The organism is Streptomyces sp. NBC_01320, assembly GCF_035974375.1.
GTDB classification, from domain to species: Bacteria; Actinomycetota; Actinomycetes; order Streptomycetales; family Streptomycetaceae; genus Streptomyces; species Streptomyces yanii.
Genome location: NZ_CP108390.1, coordinates 4,881,553 through 4,903,134, shown reverse-complemented (window position 1 = coordinate 4,903,134; position 21,582 = coordinate 4,881,553). Strand labels below are relative to the sequence as shown.

The 21,582-nt window shown below is 70.0% G+C and carries 23 protein-coding genes; 10 read left to right on the top strand and 13 right to left on the bottom strand.

The features are described from left to right. Positions 1–62 precede the first annotated feature (62 nt). The 3 genes from OG395_RS22060 (at position 63) to OG395_RS22050 (ending at position 3,151) form a co-directional block, all read left to right on the top strand. Positions 63–1,796: a S1C family serine protease gene (locus OG395_RS22060; RefSeq protein ID WP_327244496.1), complete on the top strand. Its 1,734-nt coding sequence runs from the start codon at positions 63–65 to the stop codon at positions 1,794–1,796. Positions 1,797–1,895: 99 nt separating this feature from the next. After that, positions 1,896–2,372, top strand: coding sequence for a sec-independent translocase (locus OG395_RS22055; protein ID WP_327244495.1), 477 nt, complete (start codon positions 1,896–1,898; stop codon positions 2,370–2,372). A 119-nt stretch (positions 2,373–2,491) separates the two neighbouring features. Next, positions 2,492–3,151 carry a hypothetical protein gene (locus tag OG395_RS22050; RefSeq protein ID WP_327244494.1) on the top strand — a complete coding sequence of 220 codons (660 nt, stop codon included), beginning with the start codon at positions 2,492–2,494 and terminating at the stop codon, positions 3,149–3,151. A 173-nt stretch (positions 3,152–3,324) separates the two neighbouring features. Here OG395_RS22050 and OG395_RS22045 read toward each other — a convergent pair whose 3' ends face one another. Genes OG395_RS22045 through OG395_RS22035 form a run of 3 tightly spaced genes read right to left on the bottom strand, consistent with a single transcriptional unit; the run spans position 3,325 to position 6,325 of the window. Further along, positions 3,325–4,458: an Mrp/NBP35 family ATP-binding protein gene (locus OG395_RS22045; RefSeq protein WP_266981827.1), complete on the bottom strand. Its 1,134-nt coding sequence runs from the start codon at positions 4,456–4,458 to the stop codon at positions 3,325–3,327. Positions 4,459–4,503: 45 nt separating this feature from the next. After that, entirely contained in the window at positions 4,504–5,061 is a 558-nt protein-coding gene (locus OG395_RS22040) for a DUF1003 domain-containing protein (protein WP_327244493.1), read from the bottom strand. Continuing rightward, positions 5,051–6,325, bottom strand: coding sequence for a magnesium transporter MgtE N-terminal domain-containing protein (locus OG395_RS22035; protein WP_327244492.1), 1,275 nt, complete (start codon positions 6,323–6,325; stop codon positions 5,051–5,053). Before OG395_RS22035 ends, OG395_RS22040 begins: the two co-directional genes overlap by 11 nt. 202 nt (positions 6,326–6,527) lie before the next feature. Between OG395_RS22035 and OG395_RS22030 the strand changes: the two genes are divergently transcribed. Then, positions 6,528–7,292, top strand: a complete 765-nt coding sequence (locus tag OG395_RS22030; RefSeq protein ID WP_327244491.1) for a hypothetical protein — start codon at positions 6,528–6,530, stop codon at positions 7,290–7,292. Positions 7,293–7,489: 197 nt separating this feature from the next. Here the strand turns inward: OG395_RS22030 and OG395_RS22025 are convergent, their stop codons facing one another. Together OG395_RS22025 and OG395_RS22020 are read right to left on the bottom strand one after the other, a co-directional pair. After that, positions 7,490–8,029 carry a hypothetical protein gene (locus OG395_RS22025; protein WP_327244490.1) on the bottom strand — a complete coding sequence of 180 codons (540 nt, stop codon included), beginning with the start codon at positions 8,027–8,029 and terminating at the stop codon, positions 7,490–7,492. Between the two features lie 13 nt (positions 8,030–8,042). Next, complete coding sequence (locus tag OG395_RS22020; protein ID WP_327244489.1) at positions 8,043–9,158, bottom strand: magnesium and cobalt transport protein CorA; 1,116 nt, start codon at positions 9,156–9,158, stop codon at positions 8,043–8,045. A gap of 409 nt (positions 9,159–9,567) precedes the next feature. Between OG395_RS22020 and OG395_RS22015 the strand changes: the two genes are divergently transcribed. After that, positions 9,568–10,203, top strand: coding sequence for a suppressor of fused domain protein (locus tag OG395_RS22015; RefSeq protein ID WP_327244488.1), 636 nt, complete (start codon positions 9,568–9,570; stop codon positions 10,201–10,203). Between the two features lie 87 nt (positions 10,204–10,290). Here the strand turns inward: OG395_RS22015 and OG395_RS22010 are convergent, their stop codons facing one another. Beyond that, positions 10,291–11,523, bottom strand: a complete 1,233-nt coding sequence (locus OG395_RS22010) for an MFS transporter (RefSeq protein WP_327244487.1) — start codon at positions 11,521–11,523, stop codon at positions 10,291–10,293. Between the two features lie 157 nt (positions 11,524–11,680). Between OG395_RS22010 and OG395_RS22005 the strand changes: the two genes are divergently transcribed. The 3 genes from OG395_RS22005 to OG395_RS21995 all read left to right on the top strand — a co-directional run bounded on the left by OG395_RS22005 (position 11,681) and on the right by OG395_RS21995 (position 14,018). Then, entirely contained in the window at positions 11,681–12,325 is a 645-nt protein-coding gene (locus OG395_RS22005; RefSeq protein ID WP_327244486.1) for a DUF6758 family protein, read from the top strand. 107 nt (positions 12,326–12,432) lie between these two features. After that, positions 12,433–13,299: a PHP domain-containing protein gene (locus OG395_RS22000; RefSeq protein ID WP_327244485.1), complete on the top strand. Its 867-nt coding sequence runs from the start codon at positions 12,433–12,435 to the stop codon at positions 13,297–13,299. 113 nt (positions 13,300–13,412) lie between these two features. After that, positions 13,413–14,018 carry a MarC family protein gene (locus OG395_RS21995; RefSeq protein WP_327244484.1) on the top strand — a complete coding sequence of 202 codons (606 nt, stop codon included), beginning with the start codon at positions 13,413–13,415 and terminating at the stop codon, positions 14,016–14,018. 77 nt (positions 14,019–14,095) lie between these two features. Here the strand turns inward: OG395_RS21995 and OG395_RS21990 are convergent, their stop codons facing one another. Continuing rightward, entirely contained in the window at positions 14,096–14,248 is a 153-nt protein-coding gene (locus OG395_RS21990) for a hypothetical protein (protein WP_167747282.1), read from the bottom strand. A gap of 210 nt (positions 14,249–14,458) precedes the next feature. Here OG395_RS21990 and OG395_RS21985 point away from each other — a divergent pair, with 210 nt between their 5' ends. Then, complete coding sequence (locus OG395_RS21985) at positions 14,459–15,346, top strand: NYN domain-containing protein (protein ID WP_327244483.1); 888 nt, start codon at positions 14,459–14,461, stop codon at positions 15,344–15,346. A gap of 165 nt (positions 15,347–15,511) precedes the next feature. On the opposite strand, the gene OG395_RS21980 is transcribed toward OG395_RS21985, so the two are convergent. Then, on the bottom strand, positions 15,512–16,351 hold the full coding sequence (locus OG395_RS21980) for an alpha/beta fold hydrolase (protein ID WP_327244482.1): 840 nt from the start codon (positions 16,349–16,351) through the stop codon (positions 15,512–15,514). A gap of 158 nt (positions 16,352–16,509) precedes the next feature. Beyond that, the gene (locus OG395_RS21975) at positions 16,510–18,354 is read right to left on the bottom strand and encodes a DEAD/DEAH box helicase (protein WP_327244481.1); all 1,845 of its coding nucleotides are present in this window, start codon (positions 18,352–18,354) and stop codon (positions 16,510–16,512) included. A 475-nt stretch (positions 18,355–18,829) separates the two neighbouring features. Between OG395_RS21975 and OG395_RS21970 the strand changes: the two genes are divergently transcribed. Continuing rightward, entirely contained in the window at positions 18,830–19,564 is a 735-nt protein-coding gene (locus OG395_RS21970) for a ferritin-like fold-containing protein (protein ID WP_266981799.1), read from the top strand. Between the two features lie 24 nt (positions 19,565–19,588). Here the strand turns inward: OG395_RS21970 and OG395_RS21965 are convergent, their stop codons facing one another. From OG395_RS21965 to OG395_RS21950, 4 genes are all read right to left on the bottom strand, one after another. Further along, positions 19,589–19,858 (bottom strand): hypothetical protein, encoded by a 270-nt coding sequence (locus OG395_RS21965; protein WP_327244480.1) that lies wholly within the window; start codon positions 19,856–19,858, stop codon positions 19,589–19,591. Between the two features lie 234 nt (positions 19,859–20,092). After that, the gene (locus OG395_RS21960; RefSeq protein ID WP_030915442.1) at positions 20,093–20,320 is read right to left on the bottom strand and encodes a DUF3107 domain-containing protein; all 228 of its coding nucleotides are present in this window, start codon (positions 20,318–20,320) and stop codon (positions 20,093–20,095) included. Positions 20,321–20,468: 148 nt separating this feature from the next. After that, positions 20,469–21,110, bottom strand: coding sequence for a TetR/AcrR family transcriptional regulator (locus tag OG395_RS21955; RefSeq protein WP_266981795.1), 642 nt, complete (start codon positions 21,108–21,110; stop codon positions 20,469–20,471). A 168-nt stretch (positions 21,111–21,278) separates the two neighbouring features. Then, positions 21,279–21,494, bottom strand: coding sequence for a hypothetical protein (locus OG395_RS21950; protein ID WP_266981793.1), 216 nt, complete (start codon positions 21,492–21,494; stop codon positions 21,279–21,281). Positions 21,495–21,582: the final 88 nt, after the last annotated feature.

The following is a 21,582-nucleotide window of genomic DNA, read 5'->3' as shown; positions in this document are numbered from 1 at the left end:
TTCCGGGAGGGATGTCCTTTCGGGCGCGTGCAGAGGCCAGTTGTGGCGGTTGCGGGGAGAACATGGACGACGGGAAGCCCACCGGGCCGAAGGCGAAGTGGTGGAGCCGCCCCACGGCGGGGCGCACCACCGCATCAGCGCCGCAGGACGCCCCCGCCCCGGCGGAGGACGTGCGGGACGTGGACACACCGGCCGGTGACCCGGACACCGCGGTCGTCGCAGACGTGAGCCCGGCGCCCGTACTCCCTGCCCAGCCCGCACCGCCCGAGCCCGTGGCGCCCGCACCGCTGGTGGCGCCCGCGCCGGTGACGTCCGAGTCCGGGGTGCATGCACCCGCAGCGACGGCCCACGCGCCGGTGCCTGCGGTGAAGCCGTTGCACGAGCCCGATCAGTACAGCACCCCGCCGTACGGCGGCCCCGGCCCCTGGGCGCCCGCACCACCCGTACAGCGCCCGGTGCCGACACCGGCGCACGGCACTCCTCTGCCCCCGGCGTACGCAGGCACCGGTACGAACGGCGCAGGCATGCCAACGGCCCCCGCGCCCGTCCCGGCCCCTGCCCCGGCCTTCACGCCCCCGTCCCAGCCGCCGCAGTCCTCGCAGTGGGTGCAGTACGACCCCTGGGGTGCGCCCCGGCAGCCGCTGACCCACCCCGGCCCCCCACTCGGGTCGGACGGCGGGCGCAGGAAGAGCCGACGCGGCTCCCTGCTCGTCGGCGCGCTGCTGCTCGCCCTGGTGGCGGGCGGCATCGGCGGCGGCATCGGTGCCTACGTCGAGCGCAACGGCGGTCTGACCACGGTCGAGCTTCCGCAGGCCGCGAGGAACAGCGGCGGCCGCGCACCCGACAGCGTCGCGGGCATCGCCGCCAGCGCCCTGCCCAGCGTGGTCACCCTCCATGTCAGCGGCACCACCGAATCCGGCACCGGCACCGGCTTCGTCCTCGACAAGTCGGGCCACATCCTCACCAACAACCATGTCGTCGCCCCGGCCGGCTCCTCCGGTTCCATCACGGTGACGTTCAGCGGCGGCGAGACCGCGCGCGCCGAGGTCGTCGGCAAGGACAGCGGTTACGACCTGGCCGTGGTGAAGGTCACCGGCGTCTCCGGACTCAAGCCGCTGCCGCTGGGCAATTCCGACAATGTGCAGGTCGGTGACCCGGTGGTGGCCATCGGCGCTCCCTTCGACCTGTCCAACACCGTCACCTCCGGCATCATCAGCGCCAAGGACCGGCCGATCACCGCGGGTGGCGAGAAGGGCGACGGCAGCGACATCAGCTACGTCGACGCGCTGCAGACCGACGCCCCGATCAACCCGGGCAACTCCGGGGGACCGCTCGTCGACACCGACGCCCATGTCATAGGCATCAACAGCGCCATCCGTGCCGCCGACAACAGTTCGTCGACCGAGGGCGGCCAGGCCGGTTCCATCGGCCTCGGCTTCGCCATCCCGATCAACCAGGGCAAGCGGGTCGCCGAGGAGCTGATCAACACCGGCAGAGCCACGCATCCGGTGATCGGTGTGACCCTGGACATGAAGTACACCGGTGACGGTGCCAAGGTCGGTACGCGGGGCGCGGCGGGCAAGCCCGCGGTGACGCCCGGCGGTCCCGGGGCGAAGGCCGGCATCAAGCCGGGCGACATCATCACCGAGGTGGACGGGCAGCGGGTGCACAGCGGCGAGGAGCTGATCGTGAAGATCCGCGCGCACCGTCCGGGTGATCGTCTGGACCTCGGTTTGACACGCGGTGGTAAAGACCTGTCCATGACTTTGACCCTGGGGTCGGCAACCGGCACCTGACGTCCCCGGGACGCTACCGCCCGGACAGTTCGGCCGGGTACCGTTGGCCGGGTCCGGACCTCATCCGACCTGGGCTCGGGGAACACGAGGAGCAACAAGGTGTTCAATGACATAGGCGCACTAGAGCTGGTGACGCTCGTGATCCTCGGCGTGCTGATCTTCGGCCCGGACAAGCTGCCCAAGGTCATCCAGGACGCCTCACGCTTCATCCGCAAGATCCGCGAGTTCTCCGAGAGCGCCAAGGAAGACATCCGTACGGAGCTCGGCCCGGAGTTCAAGGACTTCGAGTTCGAGGACCTCAACCCGAAGACGTTCGTCCGCAAGCAGCTCATGGACGGAAACGACGATCTCGGGCTGAAGGAGATCCGCGAGAGCTTCGATCTCCGTAAGGAGATGGCCGAGGTCACCGACGCGGTCAACGGTCGCGAGAGCGCGTCCCAGGACTCCGCGGGCGGCGTGTCGGGCAGCGCGGCGATCACTGCGGCGAACGGCTCCCCGGGCGCCCCCGACCTGCTCAAGAAGCGCGAGCAGCCTGCGAAGGACGATCGTCCGCCCTTCGACGCAGACGCCACCTGACACCGGTCAATCCCGACTCGTCCGGACGGTATCGCTATTCTCCATCTGTCCGGTTGCGAGGACGCCCGAGGGGGGCGGGCCGCTGCGGACCCCTAGGGATCGAGGAGGCGGCCGGGCAGATGGAGACGACGAGTCGGGCAGGCGCGGAAGGTGTGCCCAGCACAGTCACCGCAGAGGGGGTGCCGACGACCCGGCGTACGGTCGACGGCTATCTGCAGGCGTCGTTCCCCTGGTACGGACTGGACGAGGCCTTCACCGGGCCGCGCTGGCTGATGCAGGTCGGCACGGCGGCGGACGGCACGGTGCAGCACGGTTCGACCGGGCACGGTGAGGAGCCTCAGGTACGGGGTGACTCCGGGGGCGACAAGCACCGGTTCGCGGTCGTGGTGACGGTGGCGAGCAGTCCCGTACGGCGCAGTGGCGACGGTACGGGGGTGCTGGAGGCGACCACGGTGTCGTCGGCGGCGTGGCTGGCGGGCTCGGGTCTGCTGGCGTACACGTGGCCCCCGCAGTTGGACCACGCGCTGCGTGACGACTGGCTGGACCAGCAGACGGAGACGGCGTTCGAACTCGCCGACGATCTGGACGGGCCCGCATGGTCGGTGCTGTCCCTGCCGGTGGACGGTGTTCCGGTGCCGTTCCACTACCGGGAGTCCGAGTTCGGCTGGGTGCTGGCGGGGTCGGCACCGGGCGGGGTGCACATCGGCGCGTACGGGCGGGGGATGAGCGCGTACGGGCTGGGGTTCTCCGTGGTGGCGGACATCGCGACGTACGCGTAGCGGGTGCGGTGACCGGGGCGCCCGGTTGCCGCTCCGCCCTCGATCGCCGGACGGGCCCGATGGTGCCGCCGCGCGCCGTGGGATCGCTCGCCGAACGGGACCGACAGTGCCGCCGGGCGGGGCCTGATGCCCTGCCCGGCGGCTGTGTTGTGGCCCCGTCAGGGGGCCGCGGTTCAGAACTTGTTGCGCGGGGTGATGCCCAGCGACATGCCCGACAGACCGCGCCGGCGGCCACCCAGCCTGTCGGCGATCGTGCGCAGGGCCTTGCCGGCCGGGGAGTCCGGGTCCGAGAGGACCACCGGCTTGCCCTCGTCGCCGCCCTCGCGCAGGCGTACGTCGATCGGAATGGAGCCGAGCACCGGGACCTCCGCGCCGACCGTCCTGGTCAGGCCCTCGGCCACCTTCTGGCCGCCACCGGTGCCGAACACGTCGACCATCTCGTCGCAGTGCGGGCACGGCAGGCCCGACATGTTCTCGACCACGCCGACGATTTTCTGGTGGGTCTGCACGGCGATCGAGCCGGCCCGCTCGGCCACCTCGGCCGCGGCCATCTGCGGGGTCGTGACGACGAGGATCTCGGCGTTCGGCACGAGCTGGGCCACGGAGATCGCGATGTCACCGGTGCCCGGCGGCAGGTCGAGCAGCAGGACGTCCAGGTCGCCCCAGTACACATCCGCGAGGAACTGCTGCAGTGCGCGGTGCAGCATCGGTCCGCGCCACACCACCGGGGCGTTGCCCGGGGTGAACATGCCGATCGAGATGACCTTCACGCCGTGCGCCGACGGCGGCATGATCATGTTCTCGACCTGGGTCGGCCTGCCGTCGGCGCCGAGCATCCGCGGCACGCTGTGCCCGTAGATGTCCGCGTCCACGACGCCGACCTTGAGGCCGTCGGCCGCCATCGCCGCCGCCAGGTTCACCGTCACCGACGACTTGCCGACGCCGCCCTTGCCGGACGCCACCGCGTACACCCGGGTCAGCGAGCCGGGCTTGGCGAACGGCACCTCGCGTTCCGCCGTACCGCCGCGCAGCGACGACGTGAGCTCCTTGCGCTGTTCGTCGCTCATCACGTCGAGCGTGACGTCGACCCGTGTGACGCCTTCGACCTTCGCCACCGCGTCGGTCACGTTCTTGGTGATGGTCTCGCGCATCGGGCAGCCGGAGACAGTGAGATACACCGTGACAGCGACCGCACCGTCAGCCGCGATCTCGACCGACTTGACCATGCCGAGTTCGGTGATCGGTCGGTGGATCTCCGGGTCGTTCACTGTCGCCAGTGCTTCGCGCACCGCGTCTTCGGTAGCCATACCGACGATGTTACGGCGCCTGCCGCTACGCGTGAGTAGCCCCCGTCAGCGGTCTTCGTCACTCTCGGCCGGGTACAGGGCCTGCTGGTCGTGCAGGTCCCGCGCGAGGTCTTCCAGTTCGGAGCGGATCCAGTCGCGCGTGGCGACCTCGCCGAGACCCATCCGCAGCGACGCGATCTCCCGCGTGAGGTACTCGGTATCCGCGATGGAGCGCTCGCTCTGCTTACGGTCCTGCTCGTAGGTGACCCGGTCGCGGTCGGCCTGCCGGTTCTGCGCGAGAAGGATCAGCGGGGCCGCGTACGAGGCCTGGAGCGACAGGACCAGAGTCAGGAAGATGAACGGGTAACCGTCGAACCGCCACCCCACGGGTGCGAAGGCGTTCCACAGCACCCAGGCGATGATGACCAGTGTCATCCAGGCGATGAAGCGCCAGGTGCCCAGGAAGCGGGCGATCCGTTCGGAGAGCCGGCCGAACGACTCGGGGTCGTATTCGGGCAGCAGCCGACGACGCGGGGACTTCGGCTGGTCCAGCCGGGAACGGGGTGGGCGCGCGATGCCCGAGGCTCCCGCCGGCGCCCCCTTCGAGCGGTCCTCACCGGCCACGCGCGATCTCCTCCCCACCGTGGAGGTCGGTCTCCCGCCAGTCCTCGGGCAGCAGGTGGTCGAGGACGTCGTCGACGGTCACCGCGCCGAGCAGTGATCCGCTCTCGTCCACGACCGGCACGGAGACCAGGTTGTACGCGGCCAGATAGCTCGTCACGTCCGGCAGCGGAGTGTCGGGTGTGAGGGGGACGAGATCGCTGTCGACGATCGAGCTGACCAGGGCGTACGGCGGATCCCGCAGCAGCCGCTGAAAGTGCACGGTGCCCAGGTACTTGCCGGTCGGTGTCTCGTCGGGGGAGCGGCACACGTACACCTGGGCGGCGAGCGCCGGGGACAGATCCGCCTGCCGGACCCGCGCGAGTGCGTCGGCGACCGTCGCGTCCGGCCGCAGAATGATCGGCTCGGTGGTCATCAGACCGCCCGCGGTCCGCTCCTCGTACGACATGAGGCGCCGCACATCCGCCGCGTCGTCCGGCCGCATCAGGGTCAGCAGCCGTTCCTTGTCCGCCTCGGGCAGTTCGGAGAGCAGGTCGGCCGCGTCGTCCGGGTCCATGGCCTCCAGGACATCGGCGGCGCGATCCTCCTGGAGCTTGCCGATGATCTCCACCTGGTCGTCCTCGGGCAGCTCCTCCAGGACGTCGGCGAGCCGGTCGTCGTCGAGCGCGGCCGCGACCTCGGCCCGACGCTTCGGCGACAGATGGTGCAGCGCGTTGGCCACGTCGGTCGGCCGGAGCTGCTCGAACGTGGCGACCAGTGATTCGGCGCCCTGCCCGTCCTCCTCCAGTGAGAATCCGCTGACCGCCGACCATTCGACCGTCAGGGCCTCGCCCTTGCGCCGCAGTGCCCCGCCCTTGCCCTTGCGTACGAAGTACTTGTCGATCTCCCAGTCGCGGCGGGCCGGGAGCTGCGACACGGAGACATCGAGGATGGTGACCTCCTCGCCGGTCTCCACGAGGCGGACCCGCCGGTCGAGGAACTCGCCGAGCACCAGGCGTTCGGTGGGCCGCTGTTCGAAGCGCCGCATGTTGACCACGCCGGTGGTGATGACCTGACCGGACTCGATACCCGTCACCCGGGTCATCGGGAGGAAGATGCGGCGGCGGCTGAGCACCTCGACGACCAGACCGAGCAGCCGGGGCGGCCGGCCGCCGACCCGCAGCATCGCGACCAGATCACGGACCCGGCCCACCTGGTCCCCGTTGGGGTCGAAGACCGGCACACCGGAGAGGTGCGAGACGAAGACCCGGGGGACACCTGCCGCCATGCTCTGCGCCTCCTTCCGTCCCGTGGAGAGGGGCCGGTCCATTCAAGGGTGATTTTCACCGTTATGACGGGATCAGGCTAGCCCGTACCGCTCCGGGTCGGCCCGGTGAGCAGTCCGTACGGCTCTGCGCCGGACGGCGTGGGCGACACGGGTACGCTGCGGTCTGCCAGCCCCCGACATGCAGATGAGAGGCAGTGCGCCAGTGACCTCTTTTGTCCCGCCCGTCCGGACCCGCCGCCGGACCGCTCTTGCCGTCGTGCTCTGTGCGGGGCTGACCGCAGCCCTGACGGGGTGCGGCGACGAGGATCCGGACAAGGGGACCAACGGCATCGGCAGACTCTCGGCGGCCCGGATCGAGAAGAAGGCGCAGGCGGCGGCCGACTCCGCGGACGCGGTGCGGCTGGCCGGGACACTGGTCAGCAAGGGCGGCACGTACAAGCTCAACATGCGGCTCAAGGCGGACGGCGGCACGGGCTCCGTCACCTCGAGGACCAGCACGTTCGAGTTGCTGCGGATCGGTGACGAGGTCTATCTGAAGGCCGACTCCGGCTTCTGGAGCCATGAGGAGAAGGACAAGCAGAGCAGTGATTCCGGCGCGGCGGCGGGGGACAAGCTCCAGGACAAGTATGTGAAGGTCCCGCAGGACGACCCGACGTACAAGCAGCTGCGCGGCTTCACGGACATGAAGACCCTGCTCGACGGGATGCTCACACTGCACGGCAAGGTCAACAAGGGCGACCGCGGCAAGGTCGGCTCCGTCCGCACCATCCAGATCCTGGGCGGCAAGGGCGAGGGCGGGGCGCTCGACGTCTCGCTGAAGGGCACGCCCTATCCGCTGCGGTTCGCCCGTGGCGGCGGCGGGGGCACCATCACGCTCGCCGACTGGGGCAAGGACTTCACGCTGGAGGCCCCGGCCAAGGAGGACACCGTCGACTACGGGCAGCAGCTCCCCAGGTCGACCTCGTGACGCCGCGGCAGACGTGCGTGCCGGACCCCACGAACCCTGCATGAACGAAAGACCCCAAGGGCCGCCCCGTCATCCCTGGCGGAACGGCGTGCGGCGTCGGATGCGGTACGTCGCAGGGCGGAGGGGCGTCCGCATGCTGGACGCATTCGGACGTTCCGACAACGCGGCGAGGCGCCGTAGCTGTCGTCGTGCGCCCGTCAGGGATGACGGGCCGGCCCTTGGCGGCGGCGCTTCAGCAGCAACCGCGGGAGCGCGTCCGGGACGGGACGGCGGGTGGTCGCCGGGGTCGGCAGCGGCGCCGCCGCGTGCGAGGTGTCCGGCAGCTCCGTACGGGATTCGCCGGGCGTCAGCCGCAGCACCCGGCACGTGCGCGCCCAGCGCTCGGTCATCTGCTCGGCGTCCGGCGCGTTCAGCCGCTTGCCCTTGAGTTCGGCGACCGCCGCCTCCCACTCCTCGGAGTGCGGCGCGAGCTCCGTCACGGCGGCGGTCCAGGCGATCAGCCGGCCGCCCTTGTCCTTGCTGCGCACGGTCACTTCGGCGGCGGACCCGTCGGCGAGACCGGCCGGGAGCGGCTGCTCGCCGGGGCCGTCCCCGACGAGATGGGCCGCGCCTTCGTGCCATACGTGCCACAGCGCCCGCGCGGGCCCGGTGCCCCGTACCCAGATCAGGCCGGACTTCTTGGTGGCCTCCTCGACGAGGGCCGGTCCGAGCAGCGAGTCAGCGGCAGCAGCAGTCATGCCGTCAACTGTATTAGAGCCAGCCGTTGCGCTTGAGCGAGCGGTGGATGGAGAAGCAGACGACCCCGATGACGCCCATCACCATCGGATAGCCGTACGTCCACCGCAGCTCCGGCATGTGCTTGAAGTTCATGCCGTAGACGCCACAGATCATCGTCGGTACGGCGATGATGGCCGCCCAGGACGTGATCTTGCGCATGTCCTCGTTCTGCGCGACGGTTGCCTGCGCCAGGTTGGCCTGCAGGATCGAGTTCAGCAGTTCGTCGAAGCCGATGACCTCTTCGTGCACCCGTGCCAGGTGGTCGGCGACGTCCCGGAAGTACTTCTGGATGTCCGGATCGACCAGCCGCATCGGCCGCTCGCTGAGCAGCTGCATGGGCCGCAGCAGCGGGGAGACGGCCCGCTTGAACTCCAGGACCTCACGCTTCAGCTGGTAGATCCGGCTTGCGTCCGAGCCGCGCGGGCTGCCCTTCGCGGGGGTGGAGAAGACCTCGATCTCCACCTCGTCGATGTCGTCCTGGACGGCGCCGGCCACGGCGATGTAGCCGTCGACGACATGGTCGGCGATGGAGTGCAGGACCGCCGAAGGTCCCTTGGCGAGCAGCTCCGGGTCGTCCTGCAGCCGGTGGCGCAGCGCCCGCAGCGAGCCGTGTCCGCCGTGCCGGACGGTGATGACGAAGTCCCGGCCGGTGAAGCACATCACCTCACCGGTCTCGACGACCTCACTGGTCGCGGTGAGCTCGGCGTGCTCGACGTAGTGGATGGTCTTGAAGACGGTGAAGAGCGTGTCGTCGTACCGCTCCAGCTTGGGCCGCTGGTGGGCGTGGACGGCGTCCTCGACGGCGAGCGGGTGGAGGCCGAACTCCCGGGCGATCCCGGCGAATTCCTCCTCGGTCGGCTCGTGCAGGCCGATCCAGGCGAAGCCGCCGTCCTCGCGCACCCGAAGCATCGCCTCGTGCGGGGTCAGGCAGCCGGCGCTCTCCACGCGGCGTCCGTCGCGGTAGACCGCGCAGTCGACGACCGCGCTGGAGGCGGACGGGTCACGGGTGGTGTCGTAGCTGTTGTGCAGGGCGTTGGTCTTGCGCAGGGACGGGCGCACGGCAGCGCGCAGGTCACGGATCATCGACATGGCTGGCTCCTTCACGGAGGGCCGTCGTCGGGCGCGTGGAACAGCCCGGAATGGGGACGTGTGCTCACATCCGCAAAGCGGGCGGCACCGCGGCGGCGCGATGACGGCGTTCGCTACAGACAGGCAAAAAAGGAGTGCTCTTCCGTCGTGCGCAACGCCCTGGTTCCTGACGGGGGAGGCGTCAGATCACCGAAGAAGGGTGTGGGGCGGAAGAGCGGTTGGTACTGCACGATCGACTTCGATCCATTGCAGCCCCACCTCCTCCAGCCGGTCCCCCGTGGGGGATGACGTGTTGTCGGGACTGAGAGCGACGCTTCTGCGTGCTGTCCCGACCAGCGGCCAAGACTATCAGCCGCCTCCGGGCCAATCCCTTACTTTGCCCGTTCCATACGCGTCCTATGCTCGCAGCATGGAAGAAATTCTTGCTCTGGTCGAGTCCCGGCTCCGTACGGCTCTCGGTGAACCGGACGCGCGCGCCGCGGTGACGTTTCTCGGTACGGACCGGATCGAGGTACTCCGTTTCATCGACGGCGATGTGGTGCGCTACGCCACGCTCGGCATGTCCGCCCAGCCGATGTCCGATCCGACCGCGGCCCTCGCGGACCCGGTGAAGGGGCCGCGCGCCGAGCTCGTCCTCTCCGTGCGGGCCGGGCTCGCCGACACCGACAAGGTGCTCCGCGGACTGGCCGTGCTGGCGGCCTCCCCGCAGGTCGAGGGGTTGATCGTGGCTCCCGGCGCCTCGCTGGACCTGGGTGAACCGCTGTGGCCCGGGGCGCCGTTCAGCTCCGTACTGGTCGCCGAGCCGGGCGGGCTGGTCGAGGACCTGGAACTGAATGAGCCTGCGCCGCGCAGCGGCTCCGTGGGGGGCGGTGGCCGGGAGACGGGCGGGCCGATGGAGCCGGTACGGTTCCTGCCGCTGCTGCCGATGACGCCCAACGAGGCGGCGTGGAAGCGGGTCCGCGGGGCGCAGGAGCTCCAGGAACGGTGGTTGTCGCACGGGACGGATCTGCGGGATCCGCTGCGTACCTCCGTGACCCTGGACTGAGACGAACGCCATACGTACCGGGGAAGGCCCCGCCGCACGGCCAGGAGGGGGAGCCGCGGGCGGGGCGGAACAGGGTTCGCGCAAGAGTCAGTTGGCGAAGGCGGTGACGCCGTCCTCAGTGGCGTGCTTCGGCTCCAGCTCCTGCGCCTCATGGGTCAGTGCCGTGCGCCGGACCCAGACGACGACCGCGCCGACGACGGCCGCGACCGCGGCGACCACGAACGGGATGTGGATGTTGCTCCATTCCTCGATCTTCGGGGCGAGGTACGGGGCGGCTGCCGCGGCGAACCAGCGGACGAAGTTGTAACCCGCGCTCGCCACCGGGCGCGGCGCGTCCGAGACGCCGAGCGCCAGCTCCGTGTAGACGGTGTTGTTCATGCCGATGAAGGCGCCGGAGACGATCGTGCAGACGATGGCCGTGGTGTGGTTGCCGTAGCCGAGGATCAGCAGGTCGGCGGCGAGCAGCACCAGTGAGGCGCCGAGCACCATGAGCGAGCCGAGGCGCTTCTGCAGCCGGGGCGCGACGAGCACCGAGAAGACGGCGAGCAGCAGACCCCAGGCGAAGAAGACCGCTCCGGACTTGTACGGCGTCATGTTCAGCACGAACGGCGTGAACGCCAGGATCGTGAAGAACGCGTAGTTGTAGAAGAACGCCGAGGTCGCGACGGAGGCGAGGCCGCCGTGGCCGAGCGCTTTGACCGGGTCGAGCAGTGAGGTCTTGCGGGCGGGCTTCGGCTGTTCCTTCAGGAACGCCGTGATGCAGATGAAGCCGATCGCCATCAGGGCCGCGGTGCCGAAGAACGGATAGCGCCAGCTGGCGTCGCCGAGCAGCGCGCCGAGCAGTGGCCCGCACGCCATGCCGAGGCCGAGTGCCGATTCGTACAGCAGGATCGCCGCCGAACTGCCGCCCGCCGCCGCGCCGACGATCACGGCGAGCGCGGTCGAGACGAAGAGCGCGTTGCCGAGGCCCCAGCCGGCCCGGAACCCGACGAGTTCCGCCACGGACGACGAGGTGCCGGAGAGTGCGGCGAAGACGACGACGAGCGCGAGACCGGTCAGGAGGGTCTTGCGGCCGCCGATCCGGCTGGAGACGAAGCCGGTGACGAGCATCGCGACCGCGGTGATCAGGAAGTACGAGGTGAAGAGCAGGGACACCTGGCTGGGCGTCGCCTCGAGCCCCTTGGCGATGGACGGCAGGATCGGGTCCACCAGCCCGATTCCCATGAATGCGACAACAGAGGCGCCCGCGGTGGCCCAGACGGCCTTCGGCTGGCGCAGGATGCTGCCCGCTCCTTGATCGAACGGATCCTCTCCCTGCATGGGTCTTCTCGCTCTCCACTAGATCGATGAGTTATGCACAGAATAAATTAGAGAGGCTAATGATTGCAAGTTACATCTAATGCCCCTGGTGGGAGCCACGCTGCGGACGGGTGATCGTCCTTGACGCGGCGACAGCCGGGGAGGACCGTTGGTCGCTATGAGGGGCGAACCCAGTTGCCCGAAGTGCGGAGGCCGGGTCAGGGCGCCCGGTCTTTTCGCCGATACCTGGCAGTGCGCGGTGCATGGCGCCGTGTATCCGCTGCAGCCGGTGACCCCGCCCAGCGTCGAGGCGCTCGGGGTGGTGGTGGCCCGCGCCCAGGTGCCGGTGTGGATGCCCTGGCCGCTGCCCGTCGGCTGGCTGTTCACCGGTGTCTCGTACGCGGGCGACGACCGCAGCGGCGGCCGCGCCACCGTCGTCGCCTGCTCGGGGCCCGGTCCACTCGGCGGTATGGGTGAGCTGCTGCTCGTCGCCGAGGAGCTGGGGGTCGGACTCGGTGCGCGCTACGCCGGGATCGACGGCCCCGACCCCGGCCCGTACCTCAACGTCGACGGACCTCCCGACGCCAAGGTGCTCGCCGCCGGGCGCCCCACCTCGCTCTGGCACGTCAAGGGCGCCCCCGAGGACCGGGCGGTCTTCGCCGGTGAGGCGCGCGGGCTCTGGCTCTGGGCGATCGTCTGGCCCGAGCAGTCCGGGCTGCTGATGTACGACGAACTGATACTGGCCGATCTGCGCGAGGCCGGGGCGGAGGCCGAACTCGTGCCGTGCGGGGCGCTCACGCCACGGCTGCTCGACCGGCCCTGACCGCCGGACGCGCGCCCGGTCGTCGTCGTGACCGGCCGGGCGCTGTTCGAATGCCGGTTATCCTTGGGCGTCCCCCCTGTCCGGCTGCGAGCACTGGAGTACGCGTCGTGCGCATCGACCTGCACACCCACTCCACCGCCTCGGACGGCACGGACAGCCCCGCGGAGCTGGTGCGGAACGCCGCCGCCGCGGGCCTCGATGTCGTCGCCCTCACCGACCACGACACCGCCCGCGGCCATGCCGAGGCGATTGCCGCGCTCCCCGAGGGTCTCACCCTCGTCACCGGCGCCGAGCTCTCCTGCCGGGTCGACGGTGTGGGGCTGCACATGCTCGCGTACCTCTTCGACCCCGACGAGCCGGAACTAGCACGCGAACGCGAGCTGGTACGGGACGACCGGGTGCCGCGCGCACAGACCATGGTCCGCAAGCTCCAGGAGCTCGGCGTCCCGGTCGAGTGGCAGCAGGTCGCCCGGATCGCGGGGGGCGGCTCGGTCGGCAGGCCGCACATCGCCACCGCACTCGTCGAGCTCGGCGTCGTCGAGACGGTCTCGGACGCCTTCACGCCCGAGTGGCTCGCGGACGGCGGACGCGCCTACGCACGGAAGCACGAGCTCGACCCGTTCGACGCGATCCGGCTGGTCAAGGCCGCCGGTGGTGTCACCGTCTTCGCCCACCCGTTCGCCGTCAAGCGCGGCGAAGTGGTGCCCGAGGCGGCCATCGCGCGGCTCGCCGCCGCGGGCCTCGACGGCATCGAGGTCGACCACATGGACCACGACGAGCCGACCAGGGCCCGGCTGCGCGGGCTCGCCAAGGAACTGGGGCTGCTCGCCACCGGCTCCAGCGACTACCACGGCAGCCGGAAGACCGTACAGCTCGGCGAGTACACCACCGACCCGGAGATCTACGGCGAGATCACTCGGCGCGCCACAGGAGCCTTCCCGGTGCCGGGCGCCGGCGGGCCCCGCACCGCGTAAGCGCCTGTCCGCGCCTCTCGCCCCTCTTCACCTCTTCTCGCACGCCCGGCCGCTCACGGCTGCGGACTGCGCACGTCCCGTCTCGACCCGCTCTCTTCTCGCAAGGCCTCACTGTGTTCGACGTTGCTGTCTTCGGATCCCTATTTCTCACGCTTTTTGTGATTATGGATCCACCCGGAATCACCCCGATCTTCCTCGCCCTCACCGCCGGGCGGCCCGCCAAGATGCAGCGCAGGATGGCGCTCCAGGCGGTTGCCGTCGCCTTCGGTGTAATAGCCGTCTTCGGTCTGCTCGGCCAGCAGATCCTCGACTATCTGCATGTCTCCGTCCCCGCCCTGATGATCGCGGGCGGGCTCCTCCTGCTGCTGATCGCACTCGATCTGCTGACCGGCAAGACCGACGAACCGACGCAGACGAAGGATGTCAACGTCGCGCTCGTGCCGCTGGGAATGCCGCTGCTCGCCGGCCCCGGCGCGATCGTCTCGGTGATCCTTGCGGTGCAGCACGCCGACAGTTTCGGGAGTCAGGTCTCGGTCTGGACGGCGATCGTCGCCATGCACCTCGTGCTCTGGCTGACCATGCGCTACTCGTTGCTGATCATCCGCGTGATCAAGGACGGCGGGGTCGTCCTGGTGACGAGGCTCGCGGGAATGATGCTCTCGGCCATCGCCGTGCAGCAGATCATCAACGGAGTCACCCAGGTCATCCAGAACTCCTGACGCCGACCCGGACACCACGGCGCCCCCATACGGACCGTCCGTGCGGGGGCGCTTCGTCTTTGTACGTCGGTGAGGCGTTACGAAGCCGAGTTCTCGGCCGGGCGGATATAGATGCGCTGGCCTATCGAAGCGGCCTGCTGCACGATCCGGTTGACGGAGGCGGCGTCCACGACGGTGCTGTCCACGGCGGTACCGTCGACATCGTCGAGTCGCATGATCTCGAAGCGCATAAGGCTTCCCTTCGTCTGATCCTCCTGCTGGAGAACTACTGGGAGGACGGGTGACCCGTCCGCAAGGATGTGGAGCGTCGGACATCGGCGTCCCGCGCTCCACAGGGTGTACAACGGCTTGCCACCGGCAAACATTCCCTACGCTAAGGAAATTTTTTGGATGTCTAAGTACCAGCGGGAAATCGGCCGTGCGCGGACAATGAGGTCCGCATGAACGAGGCGCAGATCGGCGAACGCCTGGACCTCACCAACGAGCTGCTTCAGCGCATGCTCGCCGAGGTGTCCAAAACCCCCTCGACCCACGCGATCTTCGTGGACGCGGGCTATGTGTACGCCGCGGCCGGGCTGCTCGTCACCGGCACGGAGGACCGGCGCTCCTTCGATCTCGACGCGGAAGGGCTGATCGAGGCCTTCATCGACAAGGCCCGCACCATCTTCGCGGACAGCAGACTTCTGCGCGTGTACTGGTACGACGGGGCCAGGCGCAGGATCCACACAGTCGAGCAGCAGTCCATCGCCGAACTTCCCGACGTCAAGGTCAGACTCGGCAACCTCAACGCCAACAACCAGCAGAAGGGCGTCGACTCACTCATCCGCACCGACCTCGAATCCCTCGCCCGGCACCGCGCGATCAGCGACGCGGCGCTCGTCGGCGGCGACGAGGACCTGGTGTCCGCGGTCGAGGCGGCGCAGGGGTACGGGGCCCGGGTCCACCTCTGGGGCATCGAGGCGGGCGAAGGGCGCAACCAGGCCGAACCGCTGCTCTGGGAGGTCGACAGCCAGCGCACCTTCGACCTGGACTTCTGCCGCCCGTATGTCACCAGACGCCCCGTCACCACGTACGAGGACGACACCCCGGCCCCCTCCCGCGAGGACGTCCGCTTCGTCGGTGCGCAGATCGCCGCCACCTGGCTCTCCGCCCGAGGCCGCGACGCCCTCGCCGACCTGCTGCCCGGACACCCCTACCTGCCGGGCTCCGTGGACCAGGACCTGCTGGTCGAGGCCGAACGGCTGCTCCAGCACTCGCTGCGCGGCCACGCCCATCTGCGCCGGGCGCTGCGCGACGGCTTCTGGCAGCACCTGCAGGCGCAGTACTGAGCCAAGGGCTGTCCCGTCATTCCTGACGGGCGCACGACGACAGCCACGGCACCTCGCCGCGTTGTCGGAACGTCCGAATACATCCCGTATGCGGACGCCCCTCCGCCGTGCGATGCACCGCATCCGACGCCGCGCGCTGTTCCGCCAGGGAGTGCGGGACGGCCCTTACACGCCGTCCCAGAAGGCGGCCAGCGCGGCAGCGGTCTGCTCCGGGCGGTCCGTGTTCGGGGAGTGCTCGGCGCCCGCGATCCGGCTGCGGTGCGCGCCGAGCCGCTGCGCCATCTCGTCGAGCAACGGCACCGGCCAGGTGTCGTCGCGCTCGCCGGAGAGCACATGGACGGGCAGCGGTACGGTGGCGAGTTCGGCCACCCGGTCCGGCTCCGTCGCCAGCTGCCGCCCGGTGGCGATCAGCTGGGCGGGACGGTGGCGCAGCCAGCGCCGGCGCAGCCCCTCGCCGTCCGCTGCCGCCGCGTCCTCGGGCGGGTCGAGGGCGCGCATCGCGTCCCACACCTCGGCCATGCTCAGCGTCGTGAGCGCGTCGCTGAGCATCTTCACCTTGAGCTGCTGAGCCTCGACCACCTGGGCGGGGCCGGAGGACATCAGCGTCAGCGAACGGAACGGCGAGGCGTCGAGCAGCACGGCGGCGCGGGCGATCTGCCCGCCGAGCGAGTGGCCGAGAAGATGCACGGAGCCACCGAGTGCGTCGGCCTGCGCGAGCACGTCACAAGCCAACTCGCTTTGCTCATAGGCTTCCTGACGGTCCGTGCCATCTGTCTCGTACTGCCCGCGCCCGTCGACGGCGACGATGCGGTAGCCGGCGGCGGAGAGCGGTTCGAGGAGCGCGATGAAGTCCTCCTTGCTGCCCATGTATCCGGGCAGCAGAAGGGCGGTGCCGCGCGGCTCGGTGGGCGGCGAGGCATCCAGCACGGCGAAGGCCCCGCGCGCGGTGGGCAGCGCGTGGGCGCGGGTGCAGGAGGGCGGGATGAAGGTGGGCGGCCGACTCATGACACGAGGCTATGTCCTCACACACCGGACGGGCCGACTGCGTCCTCAAACGCCGGACGGGCCTGAGGATGTCCTCAAGCCCGTCCGGCACGATCAAGCCCCTCCGGCAATCGAGGAGCGGGGTCCGGGGCGGAGCCCCGAACACCATCGGCGTGTGCTCAGCCCTCGGTCCTGGCCGCAGTACGCGGCGCCCGCCGCCTCCGCGGCTTGGCCTCGCCCTCCGCGACCGGAACCTCCACCACGGTCTCCGCCTTCGGCTTCGCCGCGGCCCGCGTCCGCCGACGCGGCCTCTCCGGCTCGGGCTCGGCGATCGGCGCGATCTGGAAGTCGACCTCGTCCTCGGCCGGCTTGGCGACGATCCGGGCTCGGCGCCGCGGCTTCGTCACCGTCTTCGCCTCCACCACCGGCTCGGCCATGGGTGCGATCTGGAAGTCGACCTCGTCCGCAGGCTTGGTGACGGTGCGGGCCCGACGGCGACGCGGCTTGGCCTCGGCCTCCGCTTCGACTGCCGGTGTCCCGACGACGGCCGGAGCCTCCGCCAGGGCCACTGCGGCCTCGGCCGCGACATCCGGGACCGCGACCCGCGTACGGCGACGGCGGCGCGGCGTGCGCGGCTCCACCGGGGCGTCGGCGGCGGGCGCGGCCACCGCAGCCTGCGCGGGCTCCGTGGCCGGCGACGGCACCGCGGCAGCAGTGCCCTCCGTGAGCGCGGATCCGCCCCGTGTACGACGACGCTGACGCGGCGTACGCGGCGCCCGCTCCTCCCGTACCGCAGGAGCCGACGGCGCGGACGACTTGCGGCCGCGGCCGCCCGTCTCGCCCAGGTCCTCGATCTCCTCGGCCCGCAGACCCGCACGGGTCCGCTCGGCGCGCGGCAGGACACCCTTGGTGCCGGCCGGGATGTCGAGCTCCTCGAACAGGTGCGGCGACGTGGAGTACGTCTCGACCGGGTCGTTGAACTTCAGGTCCAGGGCCTTGTTGATCAGCTGCCAGCGCGGGATGTCGTCCCAGTCGACCAGCGTGATCGCGATGCCCTTGGCGCCCGCACGGCCGGTCCGGCCGATGCGGTGGAGGTAGGTCTTCTCGTCCTCCGGCGACTGGTAGTTGATGACGTGCGTGACGCCCTCGACGTCGATACCGCGGGCCGCGACATCGGTGCAGACGAGCACGTCCACCTTGCCGTTGCGGAAGGCGCGCAGCGCCTGCTCACGGGCGCCCTGGCCGAGGTCGCCATGGACCGCGCCGGACGCGAAACCGCGCTTCTCCAGCTGCTCGGCGATGTCGGCTGCCGTCCGCTTGGTGCGGCAGAAGATCATCGCCAGCCCACGGCCGTTGGCCTGCAGTATCCGCGAGACCATCTCCGGCTTGTCCATGGAGTGGGCACGGAAGACGTGCTGCGAGATGTTGGCGACGGTCGCGCCCTCGTCGTCGGGCGAGGTGGCGCGGATGTGCGTCGGCTGCGACATGTAACGCCGCGCGAGGCCGATGACCGCACCCGGCATGGTCGCCGAGAACAGCATCGTCTGGCGGGTCGGCGGCAGCATGGTGATGATCCGCTCGACGTCGGGCAGGAAGCCCAGGTCGAGCATCTCGTCGGCCTCGTCGAGGACGAGGGCACGCACGTGCGACAGGTCGAGCTTGCGCTGGCCGGCCAGGTCGAGCAGGCGGCCCGGGGTGCCGACGATCACGTCGACGCCCTTCTTCAGGGCCTCGACCTGCGGCTCGTACGCACGGCCGCCGTAGATCGCGAGAACGCGGACGTTACGCACCTTGCCGGCGGTCAGCAGGTCGTTGGTGACCTGCTGACAGAGCTCACGCGTGGGGACGACGACCAGCGCCTGCGGCGCCTCGGTCAGCTGCTCGGGCTTGGCCCGGCCCGCCTCGACGTCCGCGGGGACGGTGACGCGCTCCAGCAGCGGAAGACCGAAACCGAGCGTCTTGCCGGTACCGGTCTTGGCCTGTCCGATCACGTCGGAGCCGGAGAGTGCGACGGGGAGCGTCATCTCCTGGATGGGAAAGGGGGACACAATGCCGACGGCCTCAAGGGCCTCGGCCGTCTCGGGAAGAATCCCGAGGTCTCGGAACGTAGTCAGGGTGCTGCCTCTTCTGTGAGACGCGGTCCGAGGCGAACGCTGGGGGTCGTACCGTGCCGGGGTTGGTCATCCGGCCGTGGATGGGCCGGGTGGCGCGGGACCACTGCCGTCGCTCGAGCGCTCGTGCCGCTGAGGGGGCCCCTCATCTGCGGTCGTACATGGTGTACGCCCCGCGTGGAGGGCTGTCGGGTCGGAGCCGATCGGGCCACCGACCGGGCATCCTCATTCAATTTCGCGTCACCGGTACATCCAAAATACTCAGTAACCGCAATACCACTGTACCCCGGATTCGCGCATGTGTGTTGGGCGAATTCATCGGAACGGTGTGATGGCACCGGCTGACCAGGCCCTTCCATCCTTCGACGGGCGGGCTATTCTGCGGTTCATGGAGACGCCTGACAACGCCACTGAAGCACCCGCACCCACCGGAATCGCCGCCCAGGACTGGGCCACCGCATCCGCTGAGCCGCAGTACCGTGCCGCGGTCGTGGATCTGCTGGGAGCACTCGCGTACGGGGAGCTGGCGGCCTTCGAGCGGCTCGCCGAGGACGCAAAACTCGCGCCGACGCTGGCCGACAAGGCGGAGCTGGCAAAGATGGCGTCCGCCGAATTCCATCACTTCGAGCGGTTGACGGACCGGCTGACCGCGATCGAGACCGAGCCGACCGGGGCCATGGAGCCGTTCGCCAAGGCGCTCGACGACTTCCACCGCCAGACCGCCCCGTCGGACTGGCTGGAGGGTCTGGTCAAGGCGTACGTCGGCGACTCGATCGCCAGTGACTTCTACCGTGAGGTCGCCGCCCGCCTCGACTCGGACACCCGCTCGCTCGTCCTCGCCGTGCTGGACGACACGGGCCACGGCAACTTCGCCGTCGAGAAGGTGCGCGCGGCGATCGAGGCCGACCCGCGGGTCGGCGGCCGGCTCGCGCTGTGGGCCCGGCGGCTGATGGGTGAGGCGCTCTCCCAGGCCCAGCGGGTGGTCGCCGACCGCGACGCGCTGTCGACGATGCTGGTGGGCGGCGTGGCGGACGGGTTCGACCTGGCCGAGGTCGGCCGGATGTTCTCGCGGATCACCGAGGCGCACACCAAGCGGATGGCCGCGCTCGGACTGGCTGCCTGACAGACCGACCGCCGACGGGCCCGCTCAGGCCGCCGCTGATCGGCTCAGGCGGCGGCTGCGCGGGCGGATCAGCAGCGACAGCGTCACCGCGCCGATCAGCGCCGCGCCGATCAGAGTGGGCAGGACATGTCCGGGGCCCAGCACCGAGTGCATCAGATACGCGCCGAACAGGGCACCCAGAGCACCGGTGGCGAAGACGGCGCGGCCGGACGGGAGCCGGCCGGGCAGCAAGCGGAGCGCCGCCCAGGAGAGGACGAGTCCGAGCGCGACGGAGCCGAGGGATTCCCAGATCACAGACGATCACCTCGCGGGTTGCGGAGGGGTGCCCCCCATGCTCGCAGAGCGATGGGGGAGGGCAAAACGGTCGTAGGCCGTACTACCCGTGGGCTGCGGAACGCAACCCTCCCGGGGACAGGTTCCGCACAGGTGCCGCACCGCGGAAACCGGCGCTGAGCAGCGGCAGAACGCAGCAGCGGCCCGGAGGGGATACACCCCTCCGGGCCGCTTCGCACTGCTGCACCTCTGTCCCTACAGCGCGCCGAACCCCACCCGCCGCGTGCTCGGCTCGCCGATCTCCACATAGGCGACCCGGTCGGCCGGCACCAGGACCTTGCGGCCCTTGTCGTCCGTGAGGCTGAGCAGCTGCGCCTTGCCGGTGAGAGCCTCGGCGACCGCGCTCTCGACCTCCTCGGCGGAAAGCCCGCTCTCCAGAACGATCTCCCGGGGTGCGTGCTGCACGCCGATCTTGACCTCCACGGCTATGTCCCTCCGACGGTCAGTCCTCATGCGCGTGAGCCGCGCCGTACGCACCACACATTAGCCCGGTGAGCGGAGCTGTCAGAGGTCGGCAGGCAACGCCCGCAGCGAACACGTACCGCGGACACGGATGAGTACCGACCGGACGTCAGTGCTGATCGATGCCGTGCAGGGGGAACCCGGCGATGCCACGCCAGGCCAGCGAGGTGAGGAGCTGTACCGCCGTGTCGCGCGGGATCCCCGACCGGCTGGACAGCCAGTACCGGGCGACGACCTGGGACACGCCCCCCAGACCGACCGCGAGCAGCATGGACTCGTCCTTGGAGAGCCCCGTGTCCCCCGCGATGACGTCGGAGATCGCCTCCGCGCACTGCAGCGAGACCCGGTCGACCCGTTCCCGTACGGCCGGCTCGTTCGTCAGGTCCGACTCGAAGACCAGCCGGAAGGCGCCGCCCTCGTCCTCGACGTACGCGAAATAGGCGTCCATCGTCGCGGCGACACGGAGCTTGTTGTCCGTCGTCGACGCCAGCGCGGTACGGACCGCCTGCAGCAGCGATTCGCAGTGCTGGTCGAGCAGCGCCAGATAGAGCTCCAGCTTGCCCGGGAAGTGCTGGTAGAGCACCGGCTTGCTGACACCGGCCCGCTCGGCGATGTCGTCCATCGCGGCGGAGTGGTAACCCTGCGCGACGAAGACCTCCTGCGCGGCGCCCAGCAGCTGGTTGCGTCGGGCGCGGCGAGGCAGGCGAGTGCCCCGCGGGCGCGCCGCCTCTGTCTGCTCGATGGCTGTCACGCCGCCTCCCAAAATTGTGATCGAACACAGCCTTTTTCTGCACGCTGCGCCGTACAGCCATCGTACTTTTGAGTAACCCGGGTACGCGCGGCGCGGACGCAGAATTTCACGGACCGGACGGCTGCGGTAGCCACAGATTCGTCGACCTGCACGGCAAAGCGGGACGTATCAGCGGTAATCGTCCTCGTCCTCCGCGACGACGCGGGCCTGCTCCGCCGCGTCTGCCTCATTTGCGGTGTCCCGGTCGATGTCCGTGAGCGGATCGTCGCTCCTCGGCCGGAGGTCGGCCTGCTGTTCGGCCGCGTCAGCCTCGGGTGCCTCCGGGTCCGGCTCGTCCGGCTGAATTCTCTCGAAGGTCTCCGGGTCGCTGGGGTCGACCGTCATGGTGACTCCCTTCCTTAGCTTCGAGCGTAGGAGCTACCCCGGCACGGCGCTATGCGATCTGTGACGGCGAACACATGAACCACGGTGT

Excerpts from the sequence above, each read along its gene's own strand:
- OG395_RS21990 (WP_167747282.1), bottom strand. The coding sequence starts at position 14,248 with ATGCGCTTCGAGATCATGCGACTCGACGATGTCGACGGTACCGCCGTG.
- OG395_RS22015 (WP_327244488.1), top strand. The coding sequence starts at position 9,568 with ATGGAAGAAATTCTTGCTCTGGTCGAGTCCCGGCTCCGTACGGCTCTC.
- OG395_RS22010 (WP_327244487.1), bottom strand. The coding sequence starts at position 11,523 with ATGCAGGGAGAGGATCCGTTCGATCAAGGAGCGGGCAGCATCCTGCGC.
- OG395_RS22035 (WP_327244492.1), bottom strand. The coding sequence starts at position 6,325 with ATGGCGGCAGGTGTCCCCCGGGTCTTCGTCTCGCACCTCTCCGGTGTG.
- OG395_RS22045 (WP_266981827.1), bottom strand. The coding sequence starts at position 4,458 with ATGGCTACCGAAGACGCGGTGCGCGAAGCACTGGCGACAGTGAACGAC.
- OG395_RS22020 (WP_327244489.1), bottom strand. The coding sequence starts at position 9,158 with ATGTCGATGATCCGTGACCTGCGCGCTGCCGTGCGCCCGTCCCTGCGC.
- OG395_RS21980 (WP_327244482.1), bottom strand. The coding sequence starts at position 16,351 with ATGAGTCGGCCGCCCACCTTCATCCCGCCCTCCTGCACCCGCGCCCAC.
- OG395_RS21985 (WP_327244483.1), top strand. The coding sequence starts at position 14,459 with ATGAACGAGGCGCAGATCGGCGAACGCCTGGACCTCACCAACGAGCTG.
- OG395_RS22060 (WP_327244496.1), top strand. The coding sequence starts at position 63 with ATGGACGACGGGAAGCCCACCGGGCCGAAGGCGAAGTGGTGGAGCCGC.
- OG395_RS21970 (WP_266981799.1), top strand. The coding sequence starts at position 18,830 with ATGGAGACGCCTGACAACGCCACTGAAGCACCCGCACCCACCGGAATC.
- OG395_RS21950 (WP_266981793.1), bottom strand. The coding sequence starts at position 21,494 with ATGACGGTCGACCCCAGCGACCCGGAGACCTTCGAGAGAATTCAGCCG.
- OG395_RS21975 (WP_327244481.1), bottom strand. The coding sequence starts at position 18,354 with ATGACGCTCCCCGTCGCACTCTCCGGCTCCGACGTGATCGGACAGGCC.
- OG395_RS22050 (WP_327244494.1), top strand. The coding sequence starts at position 2,492 with ATGGAGACGACGAGTCGGGCAGGCGCGGAAGGTGTGCCCAGCACAGTC.
- OG395_RS22025 (WP_327244490.1), bottom strand. The coding sequence starts at position 8,029 with ATGACTGCTGCTGCCGCTGACTCGCTGCTCGGACCGGCCCTCGTCGAG.
- OG395_RS22005 (WP_327244486.1), top strand. The coding sequence starts at position 11,681 with ATGAGGGGCGAACCCAGTTGCCCGAAGTGCGGAGGCCGGGTCAGGGCG.